This is a genomic window from Halobacteriovorax sp. RT-2-4, assembly GCF_047085445.1.
In the GTDB taxonomy this organism is placed as follows: Bacteria; Bdellovibrionota; Bacteriovoracia; order Bacteriovoracales; family Bacteriovoracaceae; genus Halobacteriovorax_A.
Genome location: NZ_JBKIXY010000001.1, coordinates 1687511 through 1709515, shown reverse-complemented (window position 1 = coordinate 1709515; position 22005 = coordinate 1687511). Strand labels below are relative to the sequence as shown.

23 protein-coding genes are annotated in these 22005 nt (G+C 37.4%); 19 read left to right on the top strand and 4 right to left on the bottom strand.

All coding sequences use genetic code 11. The features are described 5' to 3' along the window. The first annotated feature begins 53 nt into the window (after nucleotides 1-53). The 5 genes from ftsY (at nucleotide 54) to ACMAYL_RS08110 (ending at nucleotide 4305) form a co-directional block, all read left to right on the top strand. Nucleotides 54-1274, top strand: a complete 1221-nt coding sequence (ftsY, locus tag ACMAYL_RS08130) for a signal recognition particle-docking protein FtsY (RefSeq protein ID WP_412470981.1) — start codon at nucleotides 54-56, stop codon at nucleotides 1272-1274. Between the two features lie 42 nt (nucleotides 1275-1316). Then, nucleotides 1317-1622, top strand: a complete 306-nt coding sequence (gene zapA / locus ACMAYL_RS08125) for a cell division protein ZapA (protein ID WP_103218729.1) — start codon at nucleotides 1317-1319, stop codon at nucleotides 1620-1622. Beyond that, nucleotides 1594-2199 (top strand): 5-formyltetrahydrofolate cyclo-ligase, encoded by a 606-nt coding sequence (locus tag ACMAYL_RS08120; RefSeq protein ID WP_146037892.1) that lies wholly within the window; start codon nucleotides 1594-1596, stop codon nucleotides 2197-2199. The genes zapA and ACMAYL_RS08120 overlap by 29 nt, the downstream gene beginning before the upstream one ends. Before the next feature lie 15 nt (nucleotides 2200-2214). Beyond that, a complete protein-coding gene (rny, locus tag ACMAYL_RS08115; protein WP_368667189.1) occupies nucleotides 2215-3768 on the top strand; it encodes a ribonuclease Y in 1554 nt (517 codons plus the stop codon). 72 nt (nucleotides 3769-3840) lie between these two features. Then, nucleotides 3841-4305 carry a hypothetical protein gene (locus ACMAYL_RS08110; RefSeq protein WP_412470980.1) on the top strand — a complete coding sequence of 155 codons (465 nt, stop codon included), beginning with the start codon at nucleotides 3841-3843 and terminating at the stop codon, nucleotides 4303-4305. Here ACMAYL_RS08110 and ACMAYL_RS08105 read toward each other — a convergent pair. Continuing rightward, nucleotides 4223-5224 carry a tRNA dihydrouridine synthase gene (locus ACMAYL_RS08105; protein WP_412470979.1) on the bottom strand — a complete coding sequence of 334 codons (1002 nt, stop codon included), beginning with the start codon at nucleotides 5222-5224 and terminating at the stop codon, nucleotides 4223-4225. The two genes, ACMAYL_RS08110 and ACMAYL_RS08105, sit on opposite strands and share 83 nt — an antisense overlap. 81 nt (nucleotides 5225-5305) lie before the next feature. On the opposite strand from ACMAYL_RS08105, the gene ACMAYL_RS08100 reads away from it, so the two are divergent. From ACMAYL_RS08100 to ACMAYL_RS08075, 6 genes are all read left to right on the top strand, one after another. Further along, complete coding sequence (locus ACMAYL_RS08100) at nucleotides 5306-5719, top strand: NUDIX domain-containing protein (RefSeq protein ID WP_103218734.1); 414 nt, start codon at nucleotides 5306-5308, stop codon at nucleotides 5717-5719. Continuing rightward, on the top strand, nucleotides 5712-6488 hold the full coding sequence (locus tag ACMAYL_RS08095) for a hypothetical protein (RefSeq protein ID WP_103218735.1): 777 nt from the start codon (nucleotides 5712-5714) through the stop codon (nucleotides 6486-6488). The genes ACMAYL_RS08100 and ACMAYL_RS08095 overlap by 8 nt, the downstream gene beginning before the upstream one ends. Next, on the top strand, nucleotides 6485-6964 hold the full coding sequence (locus ACMAYL_RS08090; protein ID WP_103218736.1) for a hypothetical protein: 480 nt from the start codon (nucleotides 6485-6487) through the stop codon (nucleotides 6962-6964). The genes ACMAYL_RS08095 and ACMAYL_RS08090 overlap by 4 nt, the downstream gene beginning before the upstream one ends. 207 nt (nucleotides 6965-7171) lie before the next feature. Continuing rightward, complete coding sequence (locus ACMAYL_RS08085; protein WP_103218737.1) at nucleotides 7172-8518, top strand: hemolysin family protein; 1347 nt, start codon at nucleotides 7172-7174, stop codon at nucleotides 8516-8518. A gap of 102 nt (nucleotides 8519-8620) precedes the next feature. Beyond that, a complete protein-coding gene (locus ACMAYL_RS08080; RefSeq protein ID WP_412470021.1) occupies nucleotides 8621-9622 on the top strand; it encodes an NAD(P)/FAD-dependent oxidoreductase in 1002 nt (333 codons plus the stop codon). A gap of 182 nt (nucleotides 9623-9804) precedes the next feature. Then, nucleotides 9805-10545: a hypothetical protein gene (locus ACMAYL_RS08075; protein WP_103218739.1), complete on the top strand. Its 741-nt coding sequence runs from the start codon at nucleotides 9805-9807 to the stop codon at nucleotides 10543-10545. Here the strand turns inward: ACMAYL_RS08075 and ACMAYL_RS08070 are convergent. Next, a complete protein-coding gene (locus ACMAYL_RS08070) occupies nucleotides 10523-10831 on the bottom strand; it encodes a 2Fe-2S iron-sulfur cluster-binding protein (protein WP_103218740.1) in 309 nt (102 codons plus the stop codon). The two genes, ACMAYL_RS08075 and ACMAYL_RS08070, sit on opposite strands and share 23 nt — an antisense overlap. A 117-nt stretch (nucleotides 10832-10948) precedes the next feature. Between ACMAYL_RS08070 and ACMAYL_RS08065 the strand changes: the two genes are divergently transcribed. The 4 genes from ACMAYL_RS08065 to ung all read left to right on the top strand — a co-directional run bounded on the left by ACMAYL_RS08065 (nucleotide 10949) and on the right by ung (nucleotide 16242). Continuing rightward, nucleotides 10949-12055, top strand: coding sequence for a Glu/Leu/Phe/Val dehydrogenase dimerization domain-containing protein (locus tag ACMAYL_RS08065; RefSeq protein WP_021265862.1), 1107 nt, complete (start codon nucleotides 10949-10951; stop codon nucleotides 12053-12055). Between the two features lie 112 nt (nucleotides 12056-12167). Next, complete coding sequence (locus ACMAYL_RS08060; RefSeq protein WP_103218741.1) at nucleotides 12168-13259, top strand: hypothetical protein; 1092 nt, start codon at nucleotides 12168-12170, stop codon at nucleotides 13257-13259. Nucleotides 13260-13375: 116 nt separating this feature from the next. Further along, nucleotides 13376-15553, top strand: coding sequence for a thiamine pyrophosphate-dependent enzyme (locus tag ACMAYL_RS08055; protein ID WP_103218742.1), 2178 nt, complete (start codon nucleotides 13376-13378; stop codon nucleotides 15551-15553). Between the two features lie 17 nt (nucleotides 15554-15570). Beyond that, nucleotides 15571-16242, top strand: coding sequence for a uracil-DNA glycosylase (gene ung, locus ACMAYL_RS08050; RefSeq protein ID WP_412463071.1), 672 nt, complete (start codon nucleotides 15571-15573; stop codon nucleotides 16240-16242). On the opposite strand, the gene ACMAYL_RS08045 is transcribed toward ung, so the two are convergent. After that, nucleotides 16177-17136 carry a ComEC/Rec2 family competence protein gene (locus ACMAYL_RS08045; RefSeq protein ID WP_412470978.1) on the bottom strand — a complete coding sequence of 320 codons (960 nt, stop codon included), beginning with the start codon at nucleotides 17134-17136 and terminating at the stop codon, nucleotides 16177-16179. The two genes, ung and ACMAYL_RS08045, sit on opposite strands and share 66 nt — an antisense overlap. A gap of 111 nt (nucleotides 17137-17247) precedes the next feature. Between ACMAYL_RS08045 and nadC the strand changes: the two genes are divergently transcribed. Further along, nucleotides 17248-18096, top strand: coding sequence for a carboxylating nicotinate-nucleotide diphosphorylase (gene nadC, locus ACMAYL_RS08040; RefSeq protein ID WP_412470977.1), 849 nt, complete (start codon nucleotides 17248-17250; stop codon nucleotides 18094-18096). Nucleotides 18097-18100: 4 nt separating this feature from the next. Continuing rightward, a complete protein-coding gene (gene nadB / locus ACMAYL_RS08035; protein WP_103218746.1) occupies nucleotides 18101-19666 on the top strand; it encodes an L-aspartate oxidase in 1566 nt (521 codons plus the stop codon). A 183-nt stretch (nucleotides 19667-19849) separates the two neighbouring features. Here the strand turns inward: nadB and ACMAYL_RS08030 are convergent, their stop codons facing one another. Further along, nucleotides 19850-20377 carry a pentapeptide repeat-containing protein gene (locus tag ACMAYL_RS08030; RefSeq protein WP_412470976.1) on the bottom strand — a complete coding sequence of 176 codons (528 nt, stop codon included), beginning with the start codon at nucleotides 20375-20377 and terminating at the stop codon, nucleotides 19850-19852. Between the two features lie 221 nt (nucleotides 20378-20598). Here ACMAYL_RS08030 and ACMAYL_RS08025 point away from each other — a divergent pair, with 221 nt between their 5' ends. Beyond that, nucleotides 20599-21225: a helix-turn-helix domain-containing protein gene (locus ACMAYL_RS08025; protein ID WP_103218748.1), complete on the top strand. Its 627-nt coding sequence runs from the start codon at nucleotides 20599-20601 to the stop codon at nucleotides 21223-21225. Continuing rightward, nucleotides 21225-21995, top strand: a complete 771-nt coding sequence (locus tag ACMAYL_RS08020) for a hypothetical protein (protein ID WP_412463069.1) — start codon at nucleotides 21225-21227, stop codon at nucleotides 21993-21995. The genes ACMAYL_RS08025 and ACMAYL_RS08020 overlap by 1 nt, the downstream gene beginning before the upstream one ends. The last annotated feature ends 10 nt before the right edge of the window (nucleotides 21996-22005 follow it).

The window sequence follows — 22005 nt, the reverse complement described above, 5'->3', positions numbered from 1 at the left end:
ATTTTTATGCTTACATATCATATCTCTTAAACACACAAAATGGAGAATATATTATGTTGCAACTCGTTGCTCTTTTACAGTCTTGGGCAGATCAGGCCCAGCTAAATATGACGATAACTATTGAAATGGCGTATGCATTTATCGCGCTATGTTCAGCACTAGGTATCAGTGGATTTACTGGTATTTTCTATCTTCTTAAGCCAAAGGCACAATCAAAGCTTCCAGATCGAGAGGTCAAAGAAGAGATTACTTCTGAAACTAAAGAAGTTGAAGCGGTCGAAGAAGTTGCTGTTGCTGAAGAGGTAGCGAAGGCGCAACCAGTACCAACTCCTGTTCCTGAGAAGTCTTGGAAAGAAAGACTAACAAAGGGTTTAAGTAGTTCACGTAATGGTGTTTGGGGAAAAATTGGAAGTCTATTTGGTGCTGGTGGTCTCGATGAAGACGCACTTGAGGAGGTTGAAGAACTTCTTTATGGTGCAGATCTTGGGCCAAAGGCAACAAGTGAGCTGATCGAATCTCTTGAAGAGAAAGCAAAGAGCGCTGACTTCGATGAAGCTCAATTTAAAATATATATTAAAGAATTCTTAAAGAATAAAATGGCCGACGTTCAATCAAGAAACGAAGGTGATCTTTTTGAATTTAAAGGAAATGCAACGGGAATGCCTAAGGTTATTATGATCGTAGGTGTAAACGGTGCAGGTAAAACTACAACAATTGGAAAATTAGCAACAAAACTTACTCAGCAGGGTGCAAAAGTTGTTGTTGGTGCATGCGATACATTCAGAGCAGCAGCTGTTGATCAGCTTCAAGTTTGGTGTGAGAGAGCAGGTGCAACAATGATTCGTGCAAAAGAAGGGGCAAATCCAAGTGGTGTTGGATACGATGCACTGCAAACAGCGATTAATGAAAAAGCTGATTACTGTATTCTTGATACTGCGGGACGTCTTCATACTGCAGGTAACCTGATGGAAGAGTTAACAAAGAGTAAGAATGTTCTAAAGAAGCTAATGGCAGATGCGCCACACCATACTCTCTTAGTAATTGATGCGATCACTGGTCAAAACGCAATTCGCCAAGCAGAGGAATTTCATAAGGCACTTGATTTAACTGGTCTGGTATTTACGAAATGTGATGGTTCATCAAAAGCCGGAAGTGCAATTTCCATTGTTGATAGTCTACAAATTCCAATTACCTATATTGGTGTTGGAGAAAATGTCGAAGACCTGAGTGTGTTTAATTTAGATGAGTATCTTGACGCACTAGTAGGTAATTGATTGATTGACTGAAATCCTTTGTAGGACTACAATTAAATAACTATGGATATAAGTACGGAAGTAAAAGAATATCAAATTTTAGGTCATAACTTTAGACTCAAAGAGTCTAATGAAGATGAGGTTGTTTCAGCAACTGAAATTGTTGAGTATGTTGAATCAATCGCAAGCAATATTCGCCAAAAGGCGCCTTCAATTTCTAACTCACAACTAGCAGCTCTAGTTGCACTTGAGTTGGCAAAAGAAAAGCTATCCTTAGAAAGGGAATACAGAAGTGAGATTAACGAAGTTAAGTCTCTTTCTGATAATGCACTAAAGTTGATTGAAGAAGCACTTCCAAAAACTCATTAAGATGAGTCTTGAAAAGAAACAGCTTCGAAAAAAGGTATTAGAAATATTAGCTAATTTAAGCTTAGATGATCAAAGACAGCTGTCTGAGAAAATCTGTTCCAATATCGATTCTCTTTTAAAATCCGAAAACTTAAATCCTAAGCACCTAGGGGTTTTCTTTCCAATTCCTGGTGAAGTTAATTGTTTAAATTTGAAGGCGAAAGCAATACTTAGTTTCCCTTCGTTTGGTGAAGAATCAACACAGATGTGTTTTCGAAATACACCAATAAATGAACTTGAAATAGTTCAAGCTTTTGGAAAAGAATTTAGAGTTCCTAGAGATAGTGATTCAATAATTTTTCCTGAAGTTATTTTAGTTCCAGGGGTTGCCTTTGATAATGAAGGCCATCGTTTGGGAAGAGGTAAAGGTTATTACGACATTTACCTTAATAGATTGATTAATATTGATAAGAAGAAAGTTATAAAAATAGGAGTTTGCTTTAATCAACAGTTAAGTGATGAAGTTGTCTTTGAGGAACATGATCAAGCAATGGATTTTATCGTAACTGATCGGGAAGTGATTAAAGTTAATAAATAGGAGAGAGAAATGAGTATGGATTTAATCTTAGCTTCACTTCTTTTCCTTGTCGTTGGACTAGCAGTTGGTTTTGTTATCCGTAATCTTCAAGCTAAAAAAGAAGTGCTTGAAAGAGAAGCGAAGGGTGACGAAATAATTGAAAAGGCCAAGGCACAGGCAAAAGACATTAGCTATAAAGCAAGAAAAGAGGCAAAAGAGGCAGCTCAAGAAGAAAAGAAGGAAGCTGACAAGTATGCCGAGCGTGTGAAGCGCGAACTTAACGATCAGGAAAAAGATCTAAATAAGAGACAAGCAAAGCTTGAATCGAAAATGGATGAACTTGATGAGAAGACTAAGAAAGTCGAGAAGCGTGAAGAAGACGTAAAAGAAAAAGAGCTTGATGCTCTTAAAGAAAAAGAAAAATTTGTTGTTCGCCAAGAAGAGTATGCAACTAAATTATCTGAAGTTGCTGCTATGACAAAAGAGCAAGCAAAAGATGAACTACTTGATACGATGAAAGAAGAAGCTCAAGTAGATTTTTCTAAAATGATCACTCGTATGGAAGAAGAAGCTAAAGAAGAAGCTGAAACTCGTGCGAAGAGAATTGTTGGAATTGCAATTCAAAGATACGCAGGTGAGCACGTTGGTGAAAAGACGATCTCAACTGTAGACCTACCATCTGATGATGTTAAAGGTCGACTAATTGGTCGTGAAGGTCGTAACATCCGTGCATTTGAGCAAATCTGTGGTGTTGACTTAATTATCGATGATACTCCTGAAATTGTTGTTATCTCTTCATTCAACGTTGTTAGACGTGAGATTGCTAAAGATACAATTGAGAAGCTAATTGCTGACGGTCGTATTCACCCTGCAAAGATTGAAGAATTCCACGATAAATCAAAAGCTGAATTTGAGAAGAAGCTTCTTTCTCTAGGTGAAAAAGCACAAATGGAGATTGGTGTTCATGGTATCCACCCTGAAATCCTTAAGCTTGTTGGTGCTCTAAACTTTAGAACTTCATATACTCAAAACCAATACCAGCATGCAATTGAAGCAGCGTTTATCTGTGGTTCAATGGCAGCTGAGATGGGGCTGAATATTAAACAAGCTCGCCGTGCAGGTCTACTACACGATATCGGTAAAGTACTTGATGCATCTGCTGAAGGTTCACATGCTGTTATCGGTGCTGACTTCGCTAGAAAGTATGGAGAGTCTGCGGACGTTGTTCACGCAATCCGTGCTCACCACGATGACGAAAAACCAGAATCAATTCTTGCTCACATTGTAGCAGCAGCAGATGCGATTTCTGGAGCAAGACCAGGTGCTCGTAAAGCACTTACTGAGTCTTATGTATCTCGTCTTACTGATATTGAAGAAATTGTTAATTCTTTTGAAGGTGTTAGCAAGTCTTACGCAATCTCAGGTGGACGTGAAGTTCGTGTCTTTGTTGAAAATGACAAGGTTACGGATGAGGAAACTGTTATGCTATCTCGTAATATTGCTAAGCAAATCGAGGAGCAAATGTCTTACCCTGGAACAATTAAAATTACAGTTGTTCGTGAGACAAAAGCAGTTGGAGTTGCTAAGTAAAATAACTTCCATTTATAATATAAGTAAGGCACCGATATGGTGCCTTTCTTTTTTGGAACTTCTGGAGATGAGATGAAAATTGGGATTCGTTATTATTTATATTTTCTTCCGGCATTGATAATTTTCTTTATTGCATCCGCTATTTTTAGTTTTTCAACTGAAGAATATATATGTTTCTTTACGGCCATTTCATTTGCAGGTCTTTACTGCCATCCAAACCGTGACGAATACTTTGAAGGACGTACAAGTCGCTTCAACTTTGCCAATGCGGTTATGAACTTTTATACGATCTTAGAAGACCGTATTCCTGATAACACATGGGGGAATGTCGTCCTTAGACATCTACCAGGTTTCTTATTTTTCTTGCTAGTTGGTCTTGTAGGGATTTCAACTCAAGCGCGAATTGTTTACGTCGTTGGTGTGCTTCTTTTTGAAATTACTTTTTATTTCTTTATTAAGAATAACTCGACACAAATTGATCTAGATGAGCACGAAACTCATGAATGTTCTGAGCACGAAGAAAACGGCCACGAATAGTTTCAAAATTTTCATAGTCATCAAATAGATAGCGGCAAAATGCCTTAAATCTTTTAAGAATAGTTGAATCGACAAAACCATACTTTCGATATTCTTTTTCTAACTCATAAAAGTAGAGGTCTAGATTTTGAGCGCGTACCTTTAATAGAAATTCGTCACTGATGAAATCTAAATTGCCTTGATACTCTTTATAGATTGAAGCAAGCCATGGTGTCTTAAGTGCGCTTCGACCACACATGACAGCATATGGATTACATTGATCGAAGATTCGATTGATATCTTCAATAGTCCAAATATCTCCATTGGCAATGATGGGAAGATTGGAAACTTTGACGGCCTTTTCGATATAGCTCCAGTCTGCTACGCCTTTATAAAGCTGGTCTCTTGTACGAGCATGAATTGTGATTCCATCAACGCCACAATCTTCAAAAAGTTTTAAGAGATCAAGATAGAGACTATCATCGCGATATCCAATTCTAATTTTAACTGTAAAAGTATTTTTAAAACCTTCTCTAATTTGCTTAATAATTTTTTCAAGGGCCTTGAGGTCAGACAAAAGATAGGCACCACCTTTATTTGAATTCACCTTTTTTGAAGGACAGCCAAGATTCAAATCGATATGGTGATAGTTCATTTCGCTGATAAGTGAGATGGCCTGCTCAGTTTGTGCAATTTCAGAAGTGAGAAATTGGTAAGCCGTTTGATTAGTATGGGCCTCTTTTTGTAGATAAGGCTCACCAAAGTGTTTGATTAATGTTTTTGCGTGAACATTACCAACAGATGGTATTCGATAAAAATCAGTATAGTAATAATCCCAGTCGCCAAATATTCTTTGAATGACCTCACGATATGGGCCATCCGTCACACCTTCCATCGGAGCGAATATGATTGAATTTTGTTTAAAGGGTAATGTACTCACCCTTGGTTTATAAACAATAAAGGCGCAAAAAGCTACGTTGCTTTTTTAACATTTCAAAATTTTTAGGGTAAAAGTTTATTTATGGAAATCGCAATTGTAATCCCATATTCACTTGAAAGTGATGGGCTTGTTCTTTGGGGACAAGTTAGAAAAGAAGATGGCCCACTCGATGGCATGATTGAATTCCCAGGGGGAAAGGTCGAGTCTAGCGAGAGTGTTGAAGAAGCCGCTCGTCGTGAGTTTATGGAAGAAGTTGGTTTTGGATTAAATAAAATTAATCTCTTCACTCAGCTCAAACATGAATATTCAGACCGAAGTGTTTTCTTATATGTCTATGTTACTGAATATACAAAAGAAATGAGTCTGATCAGTCAAAAGATACCTTTTGAAAACGCTCAAAATGTTGTAGAAAACCTTAATATTCCAGCAGCAAATAAAATCATTATCATGCGCTTAGTTGAGCATTTTATACGAGAGAGTAATTTGAATGAGTAATACATTTGAAATGGCAAAGTACTTCTTCTTGGCCCTGGGCTTTGGAGTTTTTACTTTCGCACCAGTAGCAAATTCTAAAATGACAGGTGGAGGCTTTCAAAAGCTTTTATCAACGACTTGTCTTGTGAGTTTATTCTTTGCGGCCATTGCTCATATTGTAACTGGAAATAGTGCTACAGACTTAGAAGCAATCCTTCTTTATATCAGTACAATATGCATCCTTTTTCATCATCAGTTGCATAATCACTATGATGAGAAGAATACTGCTCTTTGGATTTTATATGCGATCCCAACTTTAATTGGCTTTTACGCTCTCTATCTTTTTCAAGATAAGAACTTAGTGAATTACCTATATATTGGCTCTTCTGTTTACTATCTTGGTGCTATTACTTATGCCATGATCTTAGGTCACTGGTATCTTGTTACACCAAAGCTTTCGGAAGTTCCTCTTAAAAAGGCTACTCTCGCTATGTGGGTACTACTTGCTGTTAAGCTTGTTTGGTCTGGATTTGAGCATACTAAACTTGGGCCTTACTTAGTTACTGGAACTGAACTTGGTGGCGGTTATGCTTTCAATTGGCTAATGGTTATCATGCGTGATGTTTGGGGATACTTGGTTATTTTTGGAATGAGCGTCTTTGGGTGGAAGCTTGTTAGTATGCGAAGTATTCAAAGTGCGACAGGGATTTTCTATGCCATGACAATCTTTGTCTTTATTGGTGAAATGATTGCGATTTATTTATTTTATACATATGGGTTACTACTATGATGGAAATTACTTTAACTTGTGAAGAATGTGGTTCAGCTGTTTCTTTTCACCCTAATAAAGAGGTGACAGAAGTTGAGTGTCAAATTTGTCATACCAAAGCTCCTGTGAAGATGAATGAAGAGCACGAACAGGGTATTCTTAAGGATTGCCCATGTTGCGAAAGAAAGGATTTTTACAAACAAAAAGACTTTAATCGAAAAATTGGGGTAATGCTCTTTGTAATTGCTGCCTTAGCGACTTTATATGTGGCAACAACTCAATATGCCCCATATTCTGTGGCACCTTTTATTATTTTATATGTATTTGATTTTGCACTATTTAAGAGACTTCCTCCTGTTGTTATTTGTTATAAGTGTCATACAATCTTCAGGAAGGTCAGTAATATCAATGAGATATATGATTTTAACCATGAAATGAATGATCGTATTGTTTACTCGGATCATGACTTCAAGGGCGAACAACTCGATCATCACTAGGGTTTGTGGCTCAAATCCTTGAAATTTGTTGGTTTATGATGTATTGAATCATATCAGAATTACTGATAAAATATTTATATCTAAACGAAGGGGTAGCTCAATATAGATTCCTACCCGTAACAAGGAAACTCCTTATAGAACCTCCGCTTTATTGTTGTTACTTCTTAAAAAAAATCTCAACGAAATTTACTAAACAAGGACAAGGCAATGACTGATGTAAGCAGCCTTGAGATTGTCCTATTAATAATCTGCTTTATTGGCTCAGGTTTCTTTTCTGGTTCAGAAGCGGTCCTACTTTCGATTCCTCACGATCGTGCTAGCCAGCTTATTCAAGAAGGTGGTGCAAAGGGAAGAGCAATTGCATTTATGATTGATCGCCCAAGTGAGATTCTAACGACAATTCTCGTTGGAAATAACGTCGTCAATATTTTTGCCTCATCATTAACGACTGTTCTTGCCACTCGTTTATTTGCGGATGATGCCATTGGTATTGCAGTCGGGGCGACAACTTTTGTCATTCTAATTTTTGGTGAAATTATTCCAAAGACATTTGCACGAACGCACGCTGAAAGCTTATCTCTTTTTGTTATCCGTGTTCTACAAATTTTCTATTACCTACTTTATCCTGTTATTAAAATTATGGTTTGGCTTATCCACACTGTTCTTGGTGAGAATGCTCAGCTAACAGGAAGAATTGTAACGAAGGATGACCTTGAGTTTATGATTCAAAAAGCAGAGAAAGAAAATACGATTGATCATAAGCAAATTGATCTTTTTAACTCAATCCTTGAATTTCCAAAGATTAAAGTAAAAGACATTATGATTCCTCGTAAGGAAATCAAGAGTATTCAAGTTAATAGCTCATATAAAGATGTAATTAGTGAAATTGAAGAATCAATTCACTCACGTTATCCAGTTGTTGATGGTGAGATTGATAATATAGAAGGTTTCCTTCACGTCAAAGAGCTTGCTTTTTTAAAGAGGTCTGAGCGTGACAACTTTACTCTAGTTAACCACTTAAGAGACCCATTCTTTGTTTATGAGCACATGAAAATTCAAGCGGTTTTCGACCATATGAACCGTAAGAAAGTTCACATGGCCCTGGTAAAAGATGAGAACGGTTTAATTGTTGGTATCATTACACTAGAGGATATTATCGAGGAGATTCTTGGCGAGATTCAAGATGAACACGATGATGATATTGATGAAATTACAAAGGACTATCAAGAGAGTGATCTTATTGAAGGTGTTGATATCGATGGTGCAACTAATCTAAGAGATCTTGATCACGATTACGATATTAAGATACCACTTAATGATAATTATTCGACTCTTGCTGGCTTTTTACTTGATATGCTTGGAAATAACTTTCCTGAAGCAGGTCAGATTATTATCTGGGAAGGCTATAGCTTTGAATTAACTGAAGTCTTTGACTATGAAATCAAGCAAGTTAAGATTAAAGATGTTGATGGGGAGAAGCACTTCTTCTCTAAGAAAGAGGCCAAAGAGGCCACTGAGAATACTGACGATCTGTTAGAAATTCCTGTTAAATAATCCAAATTAAAATAAATTTAGCTAAAGCTTACATAGAGGGAATCTATTAGATTCCCTCTTTCTGATAGACTATACTAAATATGAACTAGTCATGGAGTAGTTATGTCTAATAAATATCAAATTGCAGTAATCGGTGGTGGCGCGGCCGGAATGATGGCCACACTACGCGGTGTTTTAAATAATGATTCAGTTGTTCTTTTTCCTGGAACACCTAAGGATAAGAAACGTTCTCGTGAGAAATGGGTATATAAAGTTGAAAATATGCCTGGTACTCATAAATATAAAAAAGGTATTGAAGAGCCTAACAAAGAAACTCTTGAGTGGATTGAACAATCTGAATTTAAAGATAATCTGACTTTCGTTAAGGGAAAGGGTGTTACTGAAGTAACAAAGTTAAGTGACGGAAGTTTTGAGTTAATCGATAGTGCAGGTGAAAAGTATCAAGCAGAGTATGTTGTGCTTTGTACTGGAATTATGGATGTTCAGCCTCATTTTAACGATAGCATCAAACCAATTCTACCTTTTGCAAACGCTCAAACTGTTGACTATTGCCTGCGTTGTGATGGCCACCATGTTTATGACAAGCATACTTCAATTATTGGTCACACTTCTGGTGCAGCCTGGGTTGCAGTGATGCTTAAAGAACGCTACAACACGCCTTCAATGTCGATCTTAACAAATGGTGAGACTCCACAATTTGATGAAGAGACTCAAAAATTAATCAAAGCCTATAAGATTGAAGTGTTCACTGAAGCCATTGTTGATATTCTTGGTGATCGCAAGAGCGGAATAATCGAGGGTTATAAGTTTGCTAGCGGAAGAACGCTAGAGTCTGCCTTTTCTTTTGTTTCGCTTGGAACAATCGTTTATAATGAACTTGCCAAAGCTATTGGTGCTGAAATTGACGGTAGAGGCTATGTTCTAGCTAATGATAAAGGTGAAACAAATATTGAAAACTTTTATGTTGCAGGTGATTTAAGGGCCAACCGTAAGAAGCAAATCTACACAGCTTGGGATATGGCCGTTGACTCACTTGATGATATCAACGCCAAAATCAGAAGAAAGAAAAGGGCAGCGTTATTAACTTCACAAGGTTTAGCTTAATTATATTAATTGTCCTGACTACAGTAGTAGTCAGGGCACAAAATAAGACAACTCAATACCGAAGTCTTTATCAATCAAAACAAGGCTTAACAGAAGCCGAACTAAAGAATCTTTCAAATCTAACTGTTGTTTTCCTTCCTGGAATTCTCTCGCAATCAGCAATAGAGGGTTCAGGTCAGATCGTGAATCTTTCGTATTTCACAGGTGATTACTTTCGCGACTATATGGATCTATTAAAAGAACATAAAGTAAAATTCAAAAGAATAGTCGTTGAGTCAGAAGATCCAGTTAGTAAGAATTCAAAATTTATAAAAAATGAGATTGATAAGATAAATGGCCCAATACTCGTCGTCAGTCATTCTAAAGGTGGACTCGAGTTCTTGGATGTACTTATTAATAATCCGCAGGTTTCTAAAAGAGTTATTGGTTGGGTTTCAATGCAATCGCCTTATCATGGTTCGGTCTTAGCGGATTATTTTATTCAGAGCTCGTTTAAGAAAACTGTTATGGGGTGGCTATTTGCGCTGCTTGGTGGTGATGTTAGCGGAATGGAATCAGTTGGAACAAAAATTCGTTCTGATTATATGCAGGCCAATGCTGCTAAAATTGAAGCGGCACTTGAAAATATTAACCTTCTTCAATTTATTACATTCATCAACGAGCAAGAAGGAAGAGAGACATCACTAGAGATTAGTCGTAACTTTATTTTTGAAAGAGTTGGGCGCAACGATGGAATGGTTGATTTAAGATCTTCATTACTAAAACCTTATCGCCATGTAATCATTAACGACGTGGATCACTTAACAACAGTGCTAGATCAAAAAAATATGGACTTTCTAAAAGGTGAAAATGAATCTTGGAGATTTGATCGCAAGCAACACTTTCGTGCAATTCTTCAACTTATTTTAGAATCGAAATTTTAATATCACCTGTGACTTTTGCACGACAAGCTAGACGGATATTACCTTCTGCAACTTCAGTGTGCTCGGGAGCGATGGCCTCAATTGTATTTTCTTCGATAATTCCTGGCTTTTGTAGATTGCAACTACCTTCGATAATTTGAATACGACATGAGCCGCATGACCCACTTAGACATCCATGGGGTAGAGTGAGACCTTGATCCTGTATTGCGTCAAAAATTGTCTGACCTTCTTCGATTGTAAATTCAGTTACTTGCTCATCATTTCCAATTAGTGACACTCTGTGCATACAGTTTTCATCCTTGAAAGTTTATTGTTCTTTTCAGCTCTAATAGCACTATTTTAGCATCATTAATTCCTGCGTAAATTCAGGTAATTATTGCAAACTTTCTAAGGAGAAAAAACAATGCCTAGTTTTGAGAGATTATACAAAGACGGACACGAAGAAGTTATCTTTTTTAGTGATCCAAGTTGTAACCTTAAGGCAATCGTAGCGATTCACAACACTGTACTTGGACCAGCTTTAGGTGGAACAAGAATGTGGCCATATGAATCAGAAGAAGAAGCACTTAACGATGTTCTAAGACTTTCGAGAGGTATGACATATAAGAATGCTGTTGCTGGATTAAACCTTGGTGGTGGTAAAGCTGTTATCATCGGTGATCCAGAAAAAGATAAGTCAGAAGCTCTATTCCGTTCTTACGGACGTTTTATGGAGTCATTAAACGGTCGTTATATTACTGCAGAAGACGTAAATATTAGTGTTGATGATATTGAGCACGTATTTACTGAAACTAATAACGTAGCTGGTGTTGCTGAAATCCACGGTGGTTCAGGTAACCCATCTCCATGGACAGCACGTGGTGTTTTCAGAGGTATTGAAGCAGCATGTATGAAAGTTTATGGAAACCGTTCACCAAAAGGTAAAGTAGTAGCACTTCAAGGTGCAGGTTCTGTTGGACGCTACCTTGGTGAGTACCTATACAATGAAGGTGCAGAAGTTTACGTATGTGATATCAATGAAAAGAACCTTGAGCTTTTCAAGGAAAAAGTTCCAAATGCAAAAGTTGTTGGGATCGATGAAATCTATGACGTTAAAATGGATATCTATGCTCCATGTGCACTTGGTGCAACAATCAACGATGACACAATCGATCGTCTACAGTGTAAAATCGTAGCTGGTGCTGCAAATAACCAACTTGCAGAAAACCGTCACGGTAAAATTCTTAAGGAAAGAGGTGTTCTATACGCTCCAGATTATCTAATCAATGCTGGTGGTGTTATGAACGTTTCAATCGAATTTGAAGGTTGGTCAGAAGATAAAGCAATCAGAATGGTTGATTCAATCTATGATACAACTCTAGAAGTTTTCAATATTTCTGAAGAACAAGATATTCCAGTTTACCAAGCGACAGATATCCTTGCTGAGTCTAGAATTGAGTCAATCAAGAATATCCAAGGGAAATTCCTAGGTCACGTTGGACATAGATTCCCAGGTAGAAAAAAGCGTTAATCTCAATCAAGATTTTACGATATAACGGCCCGTTTTTACGGGCCTTTTTTATGTCTAGAGGCACTTTGTGCCACGAGTTAAAATCAGTCGCTTCTTAAGGTAAAATTAGCCTGTGAAGAAGTTGATTTTATTTTGCCTATTAATTCACTCAAGTATTTTTGCAATACAGTTTGAGGATGCAGTTTTTCCAGAACTCATTACGTCTTCCCGTGCACTTGCCATGGGAAATGCCTTTATTGGTAAAGTCGATGATGCTTCAGCGGCATTCTATAACCCTGCCGGACTAGGTACTTATCGAGGCCGTCATTTCCATCTTTCTAACTTCCAATTTGAGACGAATAAAGGTTGGATGGAAACGCTTTTTGGTGGAGATGTAACTGGTAATGCTGGTGATTTATTTGAGGCCCTATCACTTGAAGGTGCTAGAAAATTACTTAATCAAAACAAGGGAACAGTTGCTCACAGCCGTTTTCAAATGATGCCAAATTTTGCGACTAGATATTTCACGATTGGTTATATGTATTCAGTTCAGCAAAGAACATTTATCGGTGATCAGGTTGGTGACCAATTTGAATACGCCCAAAGAACAGATACTGGTCCATATGCAGCCTTTAACTTTTCTCTCTTTGGAGGAATTTTTAAATTTGGTGCTTCTGCTACTTATTTATTTCGTAAAGAAGCTGTTGGACAATCGGACCCAAATACTCCACTAGCATTGGCGGATGATGATTATAATCGCGGAAGAATGCTATATCTAACAACTGGAATGAGAATAACTCTTCCAACGGCCTTTATCCCAACACTTGCTGTTGTTAGCCACAATACAACAGGTGATAGTTTTAAAAAAATGAATGGTGCTGGAGCCCCTGATAAAGTTAAACAAAGTTATGACCTTGGACTTTCTATTACGCCACAACTTGGTAGAACTGTACGCGTTCACTTAGAAGTAGATTATAAAGATTTTTTAAATGCTCATGATACAGTGGACTTCAAAAGAAAGCTTGGGCTTGGTCTTGAGTTTGATCTACGTCGTATCTTCTTCTTGAGAATGGGCTACGGCGATGGCTTCGGTTCTGGTGGAATTGGTATTCGCACTAAGAAAATGGAGTTCGATCTCTCAACTTATGCTGTTGATACAACAGATTCTGACTTCAGAGGTAAGGTCGATCGTCGATATGTTCTAGGAATTTCTAGTGGCTTCTAGCCAAATACCTCTAAATAGCTGAAATCCGTCAAATATTATTTTAAAATTTAATGCACAGCATGTGCACCTTTTGCACTAAAATTGGTAATCTAGCTCCACTTAAAAAGGGGCGTTAAATGCTTGATAAAACTGCAAAAGGATCAAATGTGGGTTCTACCAACTTAGATAAGAAAAAAGAGATTATTAAAAAATACAATCTTTCGAAAGAAGATCTTATTTGGATGCTTCGTAACGTTTTCGTTTCAAGAAAACTAGACGATGCAGAGATCACAATGAAGAAGCAGTCGACTGCGTTCTTTCAAATTTCTGGTGCAGGACACGAAGGTGTTTTATCTGCTCTTGCAAAAGTTCTAAAGCCTGCGCATGACTGGTTTATCCCATACTACCGTGATAGAGCACTTTGTACTGGTCTTGGTGTAACTCCATATGAAATGCTTTGCCAAGCTAACGGAAATATCGGAGACACGGCAACTCACGGGCGTCAGATGCCTGCTCACTGGGGTAACGTAAAACTAAATATCGTTCAAAAGTCTTCATGTACTGGAACTCAGTTCCTTCAAGCATGTGGTGTTGCTGAAGCAGGACTTGCACTTAAGGACCTAAAAGAAAAACACAAATTTGATACTTCAAAATTCTTAGTTGAAGATGCTGAAGTTGTTTATACTTCATGTGGTGATGGAACAATTGCTCAAGGTGAGTTCTGGGAAGGACTTACAACTGCTTGTGCTAATAAGCTTCCAGTTCTTTTCCACGTTGAAGATAATGGTTATGCCATTTCAACAATTACTTCAATGCAAACACCAGGTGGATCAATTTCAAAAGCACTTGATGAATTCCCAGGTTTAAAAATCATTGAATGTGATGGTAATTGTCCAATTGAATCATACAAAGCAGCTGAAAAAGCAGCTAAACATATTAGAGAAGGGAAGGGGCCAGTTCTTCTTCATTCTCATGTAACTCGTCCATACTCTCACTCTCTTTCTGATGATCAATCAATGTATCGTACGAAAGACGAGTTAGCGCAGGAAAAACAAGTTGATGTATTTAACTCATATCCAAAAACTCTTATCGCACTTGGTGTGATGACTGAGAAAGAAGTTAATGATCTTCTTGAAGAAGTTTCTCTAGAAGTTAGACGTGCAATGAAAGAAGCAGTTGATACTGAATGGCCAGCGCCAGAAACTTCACTTGATCACTTATACTCACACGATATTGATCCAACTTCTTCAGACTTTGAAACTCAAGGTACTTTTGAAGGAAAAGATGATGTTCCAATGGCGTCAGCTATCAATGCTGTTCTACGTTCTGAGTTCTCTAAGAACCCATTACTAAGAATGTTTGGTGAAGACGTTGCAGACTTCTCTGATCTTGAAAGACTTAATAACCCAGACCTTAAAGGTAAGGGTGGTGTTTTTAAAGTTTCTTCAGGTGTTCAAAGAGCATCTTTAGAAGGACAAGTGTTTAACTCACCACTAGCTGAGGCAAATATCATCGGTCGTGCAATCGGTATGGCGATGAGAGGACTTAAGCCAGTTGTTGAGATTCAATTCTTTGACTATATCTGGACTGCATATATGCAACTTAAGAATGAGATGGCGACGACTCGCTACCGTTCAGGTGGAGACTTCAAGTGTCCAATGGTTGTACGTGTTCCAATCGGTGGATACCTAAGAGGTGGATCGATTTATCACTCACAATGTGGAGAGTCACTATTTACTCACGTTCCAGGTATTAGAGTTGTCTTCCCTTCAAATGCGGCGGACGCAGCTGGGCTTTTAAGAACTGCAATTAGATCAGATGATCCTGTTATGTTCCTAGAGCACAAGCACCTTTACTACCAAGGTTATAACCGTACTGCAGATCCAGGTGAAGAGTATATGATTCCATTTGGAAAAGCTCGTATCGCAAAACAAGGTGCTGATGCAACTGTAGTCGCTTGGGGAGCTCTAGTTCAAAAATCAATTGATGCTGCTAAGAAAATCGAAGCGGAAACAGGTAAGACTGTTGAAGTTATCGACCTTAGAACTCTTGCTCCATTTGATATGGATGCAATTAAGAAGTCACTTGAGAAAACAAATCGTCTTCTTATTTGTCACGAAGAAACTAAGACTTCTGGTTTTGCTGGTGAGATCGCTGCATGTGTTAACGAAGAATGTTTTGAGGCCCTTGATGCTCCAATCCTTCGTGTTGCTGCAAAAGACTCTCACGTTGCATACTGCCCAACTTCAGAGGATTTCATTCTTCCACAAGTTGCAGACGTATACGAACAACTTAACAAACTTTTAAATTACTAATACCGAGGCCAGCTCTTATGATTAATTATTTAAATGATAAGAGCTGGCTTTCTCACTTAGAAAACGAATTCCAAAAAGATTATATGGTAGAGCTCGCTGAATTCTTAGATTCAGAAGAGGGTGACGTTTATCCTTCCCAGGATGAATTCTTTGCAGCTCTCAATCTTACTCCACTCGATAAGGTAAAAGTTGTGATTCTTGGGCAAGACCCATATCACGGTGAAGGACAGGCCCACGGGCTAAGTTTTTCTGTAAAGAAGGGAGTTAAAATTCCACCTTCTCTTAGAAATATCTATAAAGAATTAAATGAAGATCTAGGAATTGAAATTCCCCAGCATGGCTTTCTAGAAGACTGGGCAAAAGAAGGAGTTCTACTTCTTAACAATTGTCTTAGTGTCCGTAAGGCACAAGCAGGCTCTCACCAAAAGAAAGGTTGGGAGAAGTTTACAGCAAAGATTATCGAAGTCGTAAATGATCACTGTGAAAATGTTGTCTTTATTCTGTGGGGCTCTCCTGCTCAAAAGAAGGGAAAGAATATTGATGAATCAAAACACTTAGTAATTAAGACAGTTCATCCATCACCATTATCTTCATATCGTGGTTTCTTTGGCTCTAAGCCTTTTTCACAGGCCAATGCCTATCTCGCTCAAAAGAATCGCGAGACTATCTCTTGGGAAGTTCGCAATTAGGCCAATTGTTACTAGTGCTAAGGCATGCTTCTTTGTTCTTTGAGAGTAAATAATTACTCCAATTAAAATGAGAAAATTTACATGAATAAAGCCTAGTGCTTGCGCTAAATCGTAACTTATCTCTATTAATCCCGTATATGCTGAAATGAACCATTGTGCGTAATTAAAATAATCAATAAAGAATAAATTAAGAAAGAGAATAGGATAAATGAGTGTGAAAATACTTGTTAGTAACGGTGAGAGAACGATTGTTGCTGGATAGATTATACCCGTAAATTTATGAGCTATAAAAAGTTGGGCCACAAAGAAGAGTAGATACATTTTATAAAGACGAAACTCTTTAATTGAAAAGATGAGAGCAAGAAATAGTGTACTTAAGTAAAATGATAGTGGAGAGAATCGATAAGTTCCAAAAAAAAAATCCGTTACAAGAAAGAAGATAAAAATTTGTAACTTAGAATAGTTTGTTTCTCTCATCTTATTTAAAATAAAGAAGCTTCGAATTAGTGCCACTCGTCTGAATGAATAATAACCTGGAAGAAAGAAGTAGAATCCTAAGCATAGGACAAGTTCAATAAAATTGGATACCTTTGGATACTTTCTTCTTAGTAGATAGAAAATGAGAAAGAGGGAGCTTAAGTGGAGTCCTGAGGGAGTCATGAGATGAAGCAAATTTAGGTGAGATAGCTTTCTTCTGAATTCTTTATCTAGTCCCCATTTTTGTCCTGTTAAAACTGAACGGTAGAAGTAAAACTCAGACTTTTTGTGAAAAGCTGCCTTCGTTTTAATTGGAAGCTTTATTTTTGGGGGACGATTATATTGCTTGTTGTCATCTTTTGAGAAAAGTGGATTAATGAGTAGAAATGCAAAGAGAAAGATAATATTGAAACGCATTGCAGCTATATAAGTCAAAATTGAGCAATTATCAGGATTTTTGGGGGTTTCGGGAGTTTTTTTTCTCATTTGAAAATGGTAGAAAAAACATCTAAACGGAGTAAGAAAGAAATGAATTTATTAGTAAATAAAGCACTACAAGATTCGATAGAGATCTATTTCAAAGAGGATGATCTAAGTCGTAACCTGAACTATATTCAATCACTTCCAAATGATGAAGTTCAATGTAAGTTAAAGATTAAGGATGATATGGTTCTTTGTGGCCTGCCTTATTTTATTGAAGCCTTTAACTACCTAGGTGCTAATTTAAATTATGAAAACTTTAAAAAGTTTGAAGGTCAAAAATTCACAAAGGATGAAATGGCCGAAATTGAATTTAAACTTCCTTTCTCAATTGCTCTAACAGGAGAGCGAATTGCTCTTAACTTAATTCAAAGAGCATCTTCAATTGCAACATACACAAATAAATTTACAACTCTTGCACATGATAGTGGCGTAAGAATTCTCGATACAAGAAAGACTCTTCCTGGATACCGTGCACTTGAGAAGTACGCAGTAGTAACTGGTGGAGGATATAACCACCGCTTCGGTCAAAGTGATATGTGGATGGTTAAAGATAATCACAAGTCATTCTTTGGTGGTGTAAAAGAGGCGATTGATTTCTTCAAATCTAAGAACTCATTTTATACGCCAATCGAAGTTGAGATTCATGATCTTAATGAACTACAGATTGCACTAGGTGAAGGTGTAAGACATATCATGCTTGATAACTTCTCTCCTGAAGAGATTAAAGAAGCTGTAAAAGATAAGCCAGAAGGTGTTACTTTTGAAGTTTCTGGTGGTGTTCGTTTAAATACATTAGAAAGCTATCTGATAAAAGGTGTCGACGCTATCAGTATAGGCGCTCTTACTTACGATGCTCCTGCTGTGGATTTATCGCTAAAGTACGCGAGAGGTTAGAGAAGTGAATAGTTACGACTTCGATGTTCTTATTTTAGGTTGTGGAATTGCAGGTCTTGCTACTGCTGCAAAGCTTGCAGAGAGTAATTTAAAAGTAGGAATTGTGACTCGTGCAAAGGATCCTCAGGTATCGAATACATACTGGGCACAAGGCGGAATCATTTATCCAAATGCAAGTGATGATGCTCTAGGAAAAGATATTCAAGTAGCATCTTCTAATACTTCTAATCCGCAAGCGATTGAAACATTAAGAAATTTTGGAAAGTTAGCGATTGATGAACTCTTATTAGAGAAAGCAAATGCTAATTTTGAAAGAGATGAGAATAACTCATTAAAATATACAAAAGAAGCCGCCCACTCAATTGAGAGAATTCTTTATCGTGGTGATTACACTGGTAAGGAAATTCAAATTAGTCTTTTAAATTTACTAAAAGATCAAAAACGCTATCCAACAGTACACTTCTTAGAAGCACATACTGCAATTGATTTAATTACAGCTTCCCATCATGGTATTTCAATTTCTCAGCGTTATGAGGAAAGAAAAATTCTTGGTGCTTATCTATTAAATCAAGAAAAGGGTAATGTTGTTAAGGCCATGGCAAAGAAGACTGTTTTGGCCACAGGTGGAGTCGGTGCACTTTATCTTCATCATTCAAACTCTGGAGCAAGTCGTGGTGATGGGATTGCAATGGCAAAGAGAGCTGGTGCAGATATTATTGATATGGAATTTATTCAATTTCATCCAACAACATTCTATGATTCATCTTCACATGGACGCTTCTTAGTTTCAGAAGCTGTGCGCGGAGAAGGTGGAGTTCTTGTTAACTGTAATGGTGAAAGATTTATGGGCAAATACCATCCAGAGATGGAACTTGCTCCACGTGATGTTGTTGCTCGTTCAATAATGGAAGAAACTATTGAGACGAGACACGAGTGTGTTTATCTCGATATTTCACATAAAGATGGAGAGTGGATTAAAGAGCGCTTTCCAACGATCTACAAGCACTGTCTAGAACACGGTGTGGACATGACAAAGGAGCCTATTCCTGTTGTTCCTGCTGCTCACTATACTTGTGGTGGTGTTAAGATTGATATGAAGGGACAAACCTCAATTAAGAATCTCTACGCTGTAGGTGAAGTGTCTTGTTCAGGACTTCATGGCGCAAACCGACTTGCTTCAACTTCACTTCTTGAAGGTTTAACTTGGGGTTATCTTGCGGCTATTGATATTTCAGAAAATATTGGAGAGGAAACTCTTTATTCGCATCTGCAAATTAAGAATTGGCAAGAAGAGTACGCTTCAATTGATAAGGCCCTTGTTCAGCAAGACTGGATGACTCTAAAGCTTACAATGTGGAACTATGTTGGTCTTTCAAGAACAACAAATCGTCTTAAACGAGCACTAGCAATGTTTAATGAAATCAATGATGAAGTTTCTCGCTTCTATCGAAGCTGTAAACTTGATGACAGCTTAATTGGTTTAAGAAATGCTATTGAAGTTTCAACGATGATAGTTAAGTCGTCCATGAGAAATAAAGAATCGATTGGTTGTTTCTATCGTAAAATGTAAAAAAGAAGGCCAACACCCTTGAGAGAGCTGGCCCGAGAGCAAGTATCAGTTGCGAGATTTCCTGCTTATCTACATCCAGTAGAAGAAGACTAGGTATGATATATCGTCTCTAATAAAGATTTGTATCTGGCCGTATTATCCTTGAGACTGGTGACGTAAACACGATTGCCAGGTGTTTCAAATTTAAGCTGCAGATTTAATAAAGTTTAGTAAGCTAGTTCCCCATTGGTTAGGTGAAGCAATCAATGCTGCTTCAAAACTTAGAACTTCTTCAACTTCTTCCTTAATTTCTTCGATATCTTGAGTTTCCTCGTAAATATCAATTTTATTCTGGTCACCATCTTTGATAACCTTATATACTTCAAGATCCAGTTCACAATCTTCAATGATTGAATTCTTTAAAGTGGAATACTTCCATGTATTCCCAATGATCTTGCATCCATCAAAATTGCAAGCTTCAATATGTGAAAATTCGAAGCTGCAATTTTCAAACGAACAATTGATAAATTTACACTCTTTCATCTTCGAGCCAAAGAAAATGCAAGACTTGAAGTTTACAGCGATGAAAGTGGTTTGAGAGAAGAGAGAACCAGATATGGTTAAGTTACTTAAATCACTTGATCTTACTAGCTCTTTTTCAATTACTTCATACTGTCCATTTGTGAAGTCAGATAATGTCTCAGTCATAATGAAGTTTGTTAAAGTGGCCATGTGATCCCCCCAAGCCTTGCTTAATTTGTGGATTAGTTCATCCACACTGCAATAATAACCATTCTTGACTAGTTGCGTCAAGCAATAAAATTGCATCAAGAAATAAAAATTAAAACCGATAATGATATTAGGGACTTTTGAGGCATAAAATTTCAGGCCGCAATTGCACCTGATCGAAATATCAGCTAGTTGCAGGTGTTTCAATATGCAAGGAGAAGTATATGTCTGAATTTAACAAAGAGAAATTAGACGATTATTTAGGAATTATTAGGAAGTACATGCAGGTTAGAGGGCCGATGACACAAAAAGATCTCGCTGAATCAACTGGTCTTGGTGTTTCTACTGTTTCTCGCTTTCTTTCGATGAAGACAACTGAGATTAATCCTCAGGTAGTCGCTAAAATTACGGCCGAATTGGATATTCCTCTTCATGAAATGATCGATTTTGTCGAAGAGCACTTTACGGATCACTTTATAAGATTAGTTAAATTCTATAAAGGTGATGAAAAGAAAGAGCAGCCTACACAACAACAAGCGCAACCTCAACAGAAACCAGCCGGTGGTGGATTTGAAGAGGCCCTCGTTGACACAATTAAAAGTGGAACAACTGGCAATGCTCAAATCAATGCTAATCCAACAATGAAGATTGGTGGTAAAACGAGAACGATGCCATTTGTTACAGATACGAGTAATGAAGAATTGTTAAAAGAGCGTATGGCCCAATTAACACCAAGGCAAAAAGCTTACGTTGCTGATTTTTTAAGTCTTGATATCGACGCTAGAGATTTAATTGTCGATCTTGGAAATGACTTATTTAGATATTTTAGACAAAGGGGAATGATTGCTTAATGCATTTTAAAAAGACACTCCTTGCATTCATATTTTCATCTGCGGTAGTAGCACTTCCGCAAACGGTGGAATTTGTCTTTTTATCAGCGGCTCCTAAACAAACACTTTTAGAACAAATTCTATTCAAAAATATCTCACGTAAAATTGCCCAAAATGACGATCACTGTATAGAGATGGGTGACGGATGCTTTGATCCGCAAACAGGTTACATGGTTGGTAAGTCAGGCAAAGACTATGTTGATCAAGAGTATGGCACACCTGATAAAGATGTTGCTGTTGAGAATACGATAGATTCCGATATGATTAGATGTACAGGTGCATATTTCGATATTTTCTGTGGAAAGGCCAAGAAAGTTGAAAAGAAGAAAGTACCTAAGTATGAGGTTTGGATCGATACAAGTGCGTCACTTCGTAATTCAGATTGGTCTAAATCTGGAGACACTTGTTACCGCAGAAGTTTTGTAAGCCGTTTAACTTATGGCTGTCCTGTCACAATCAAGGCTTTTGACTCATCAATTAGAGAAATTAAAAATGACCTCTATCTTTGCCAAACGAAAGGTGGCAATAACACACAAAAAATTATTCGTTGGGTAAAGAACTCAGATGCAAAGCATCTTTTTGTTCTGACTGATATTGATGAAGCCAAAGGAGAGTTAATGGACTTCCTTAGTAATATTGGTGCGACGATCCATGGTGTCGGAAGTAAGGGTTTTTATCCAGAAGATCTATTGAAATTGGCCGATACTTTAAAAGCATCTTGTCAAAAATAGTAGAAATCGC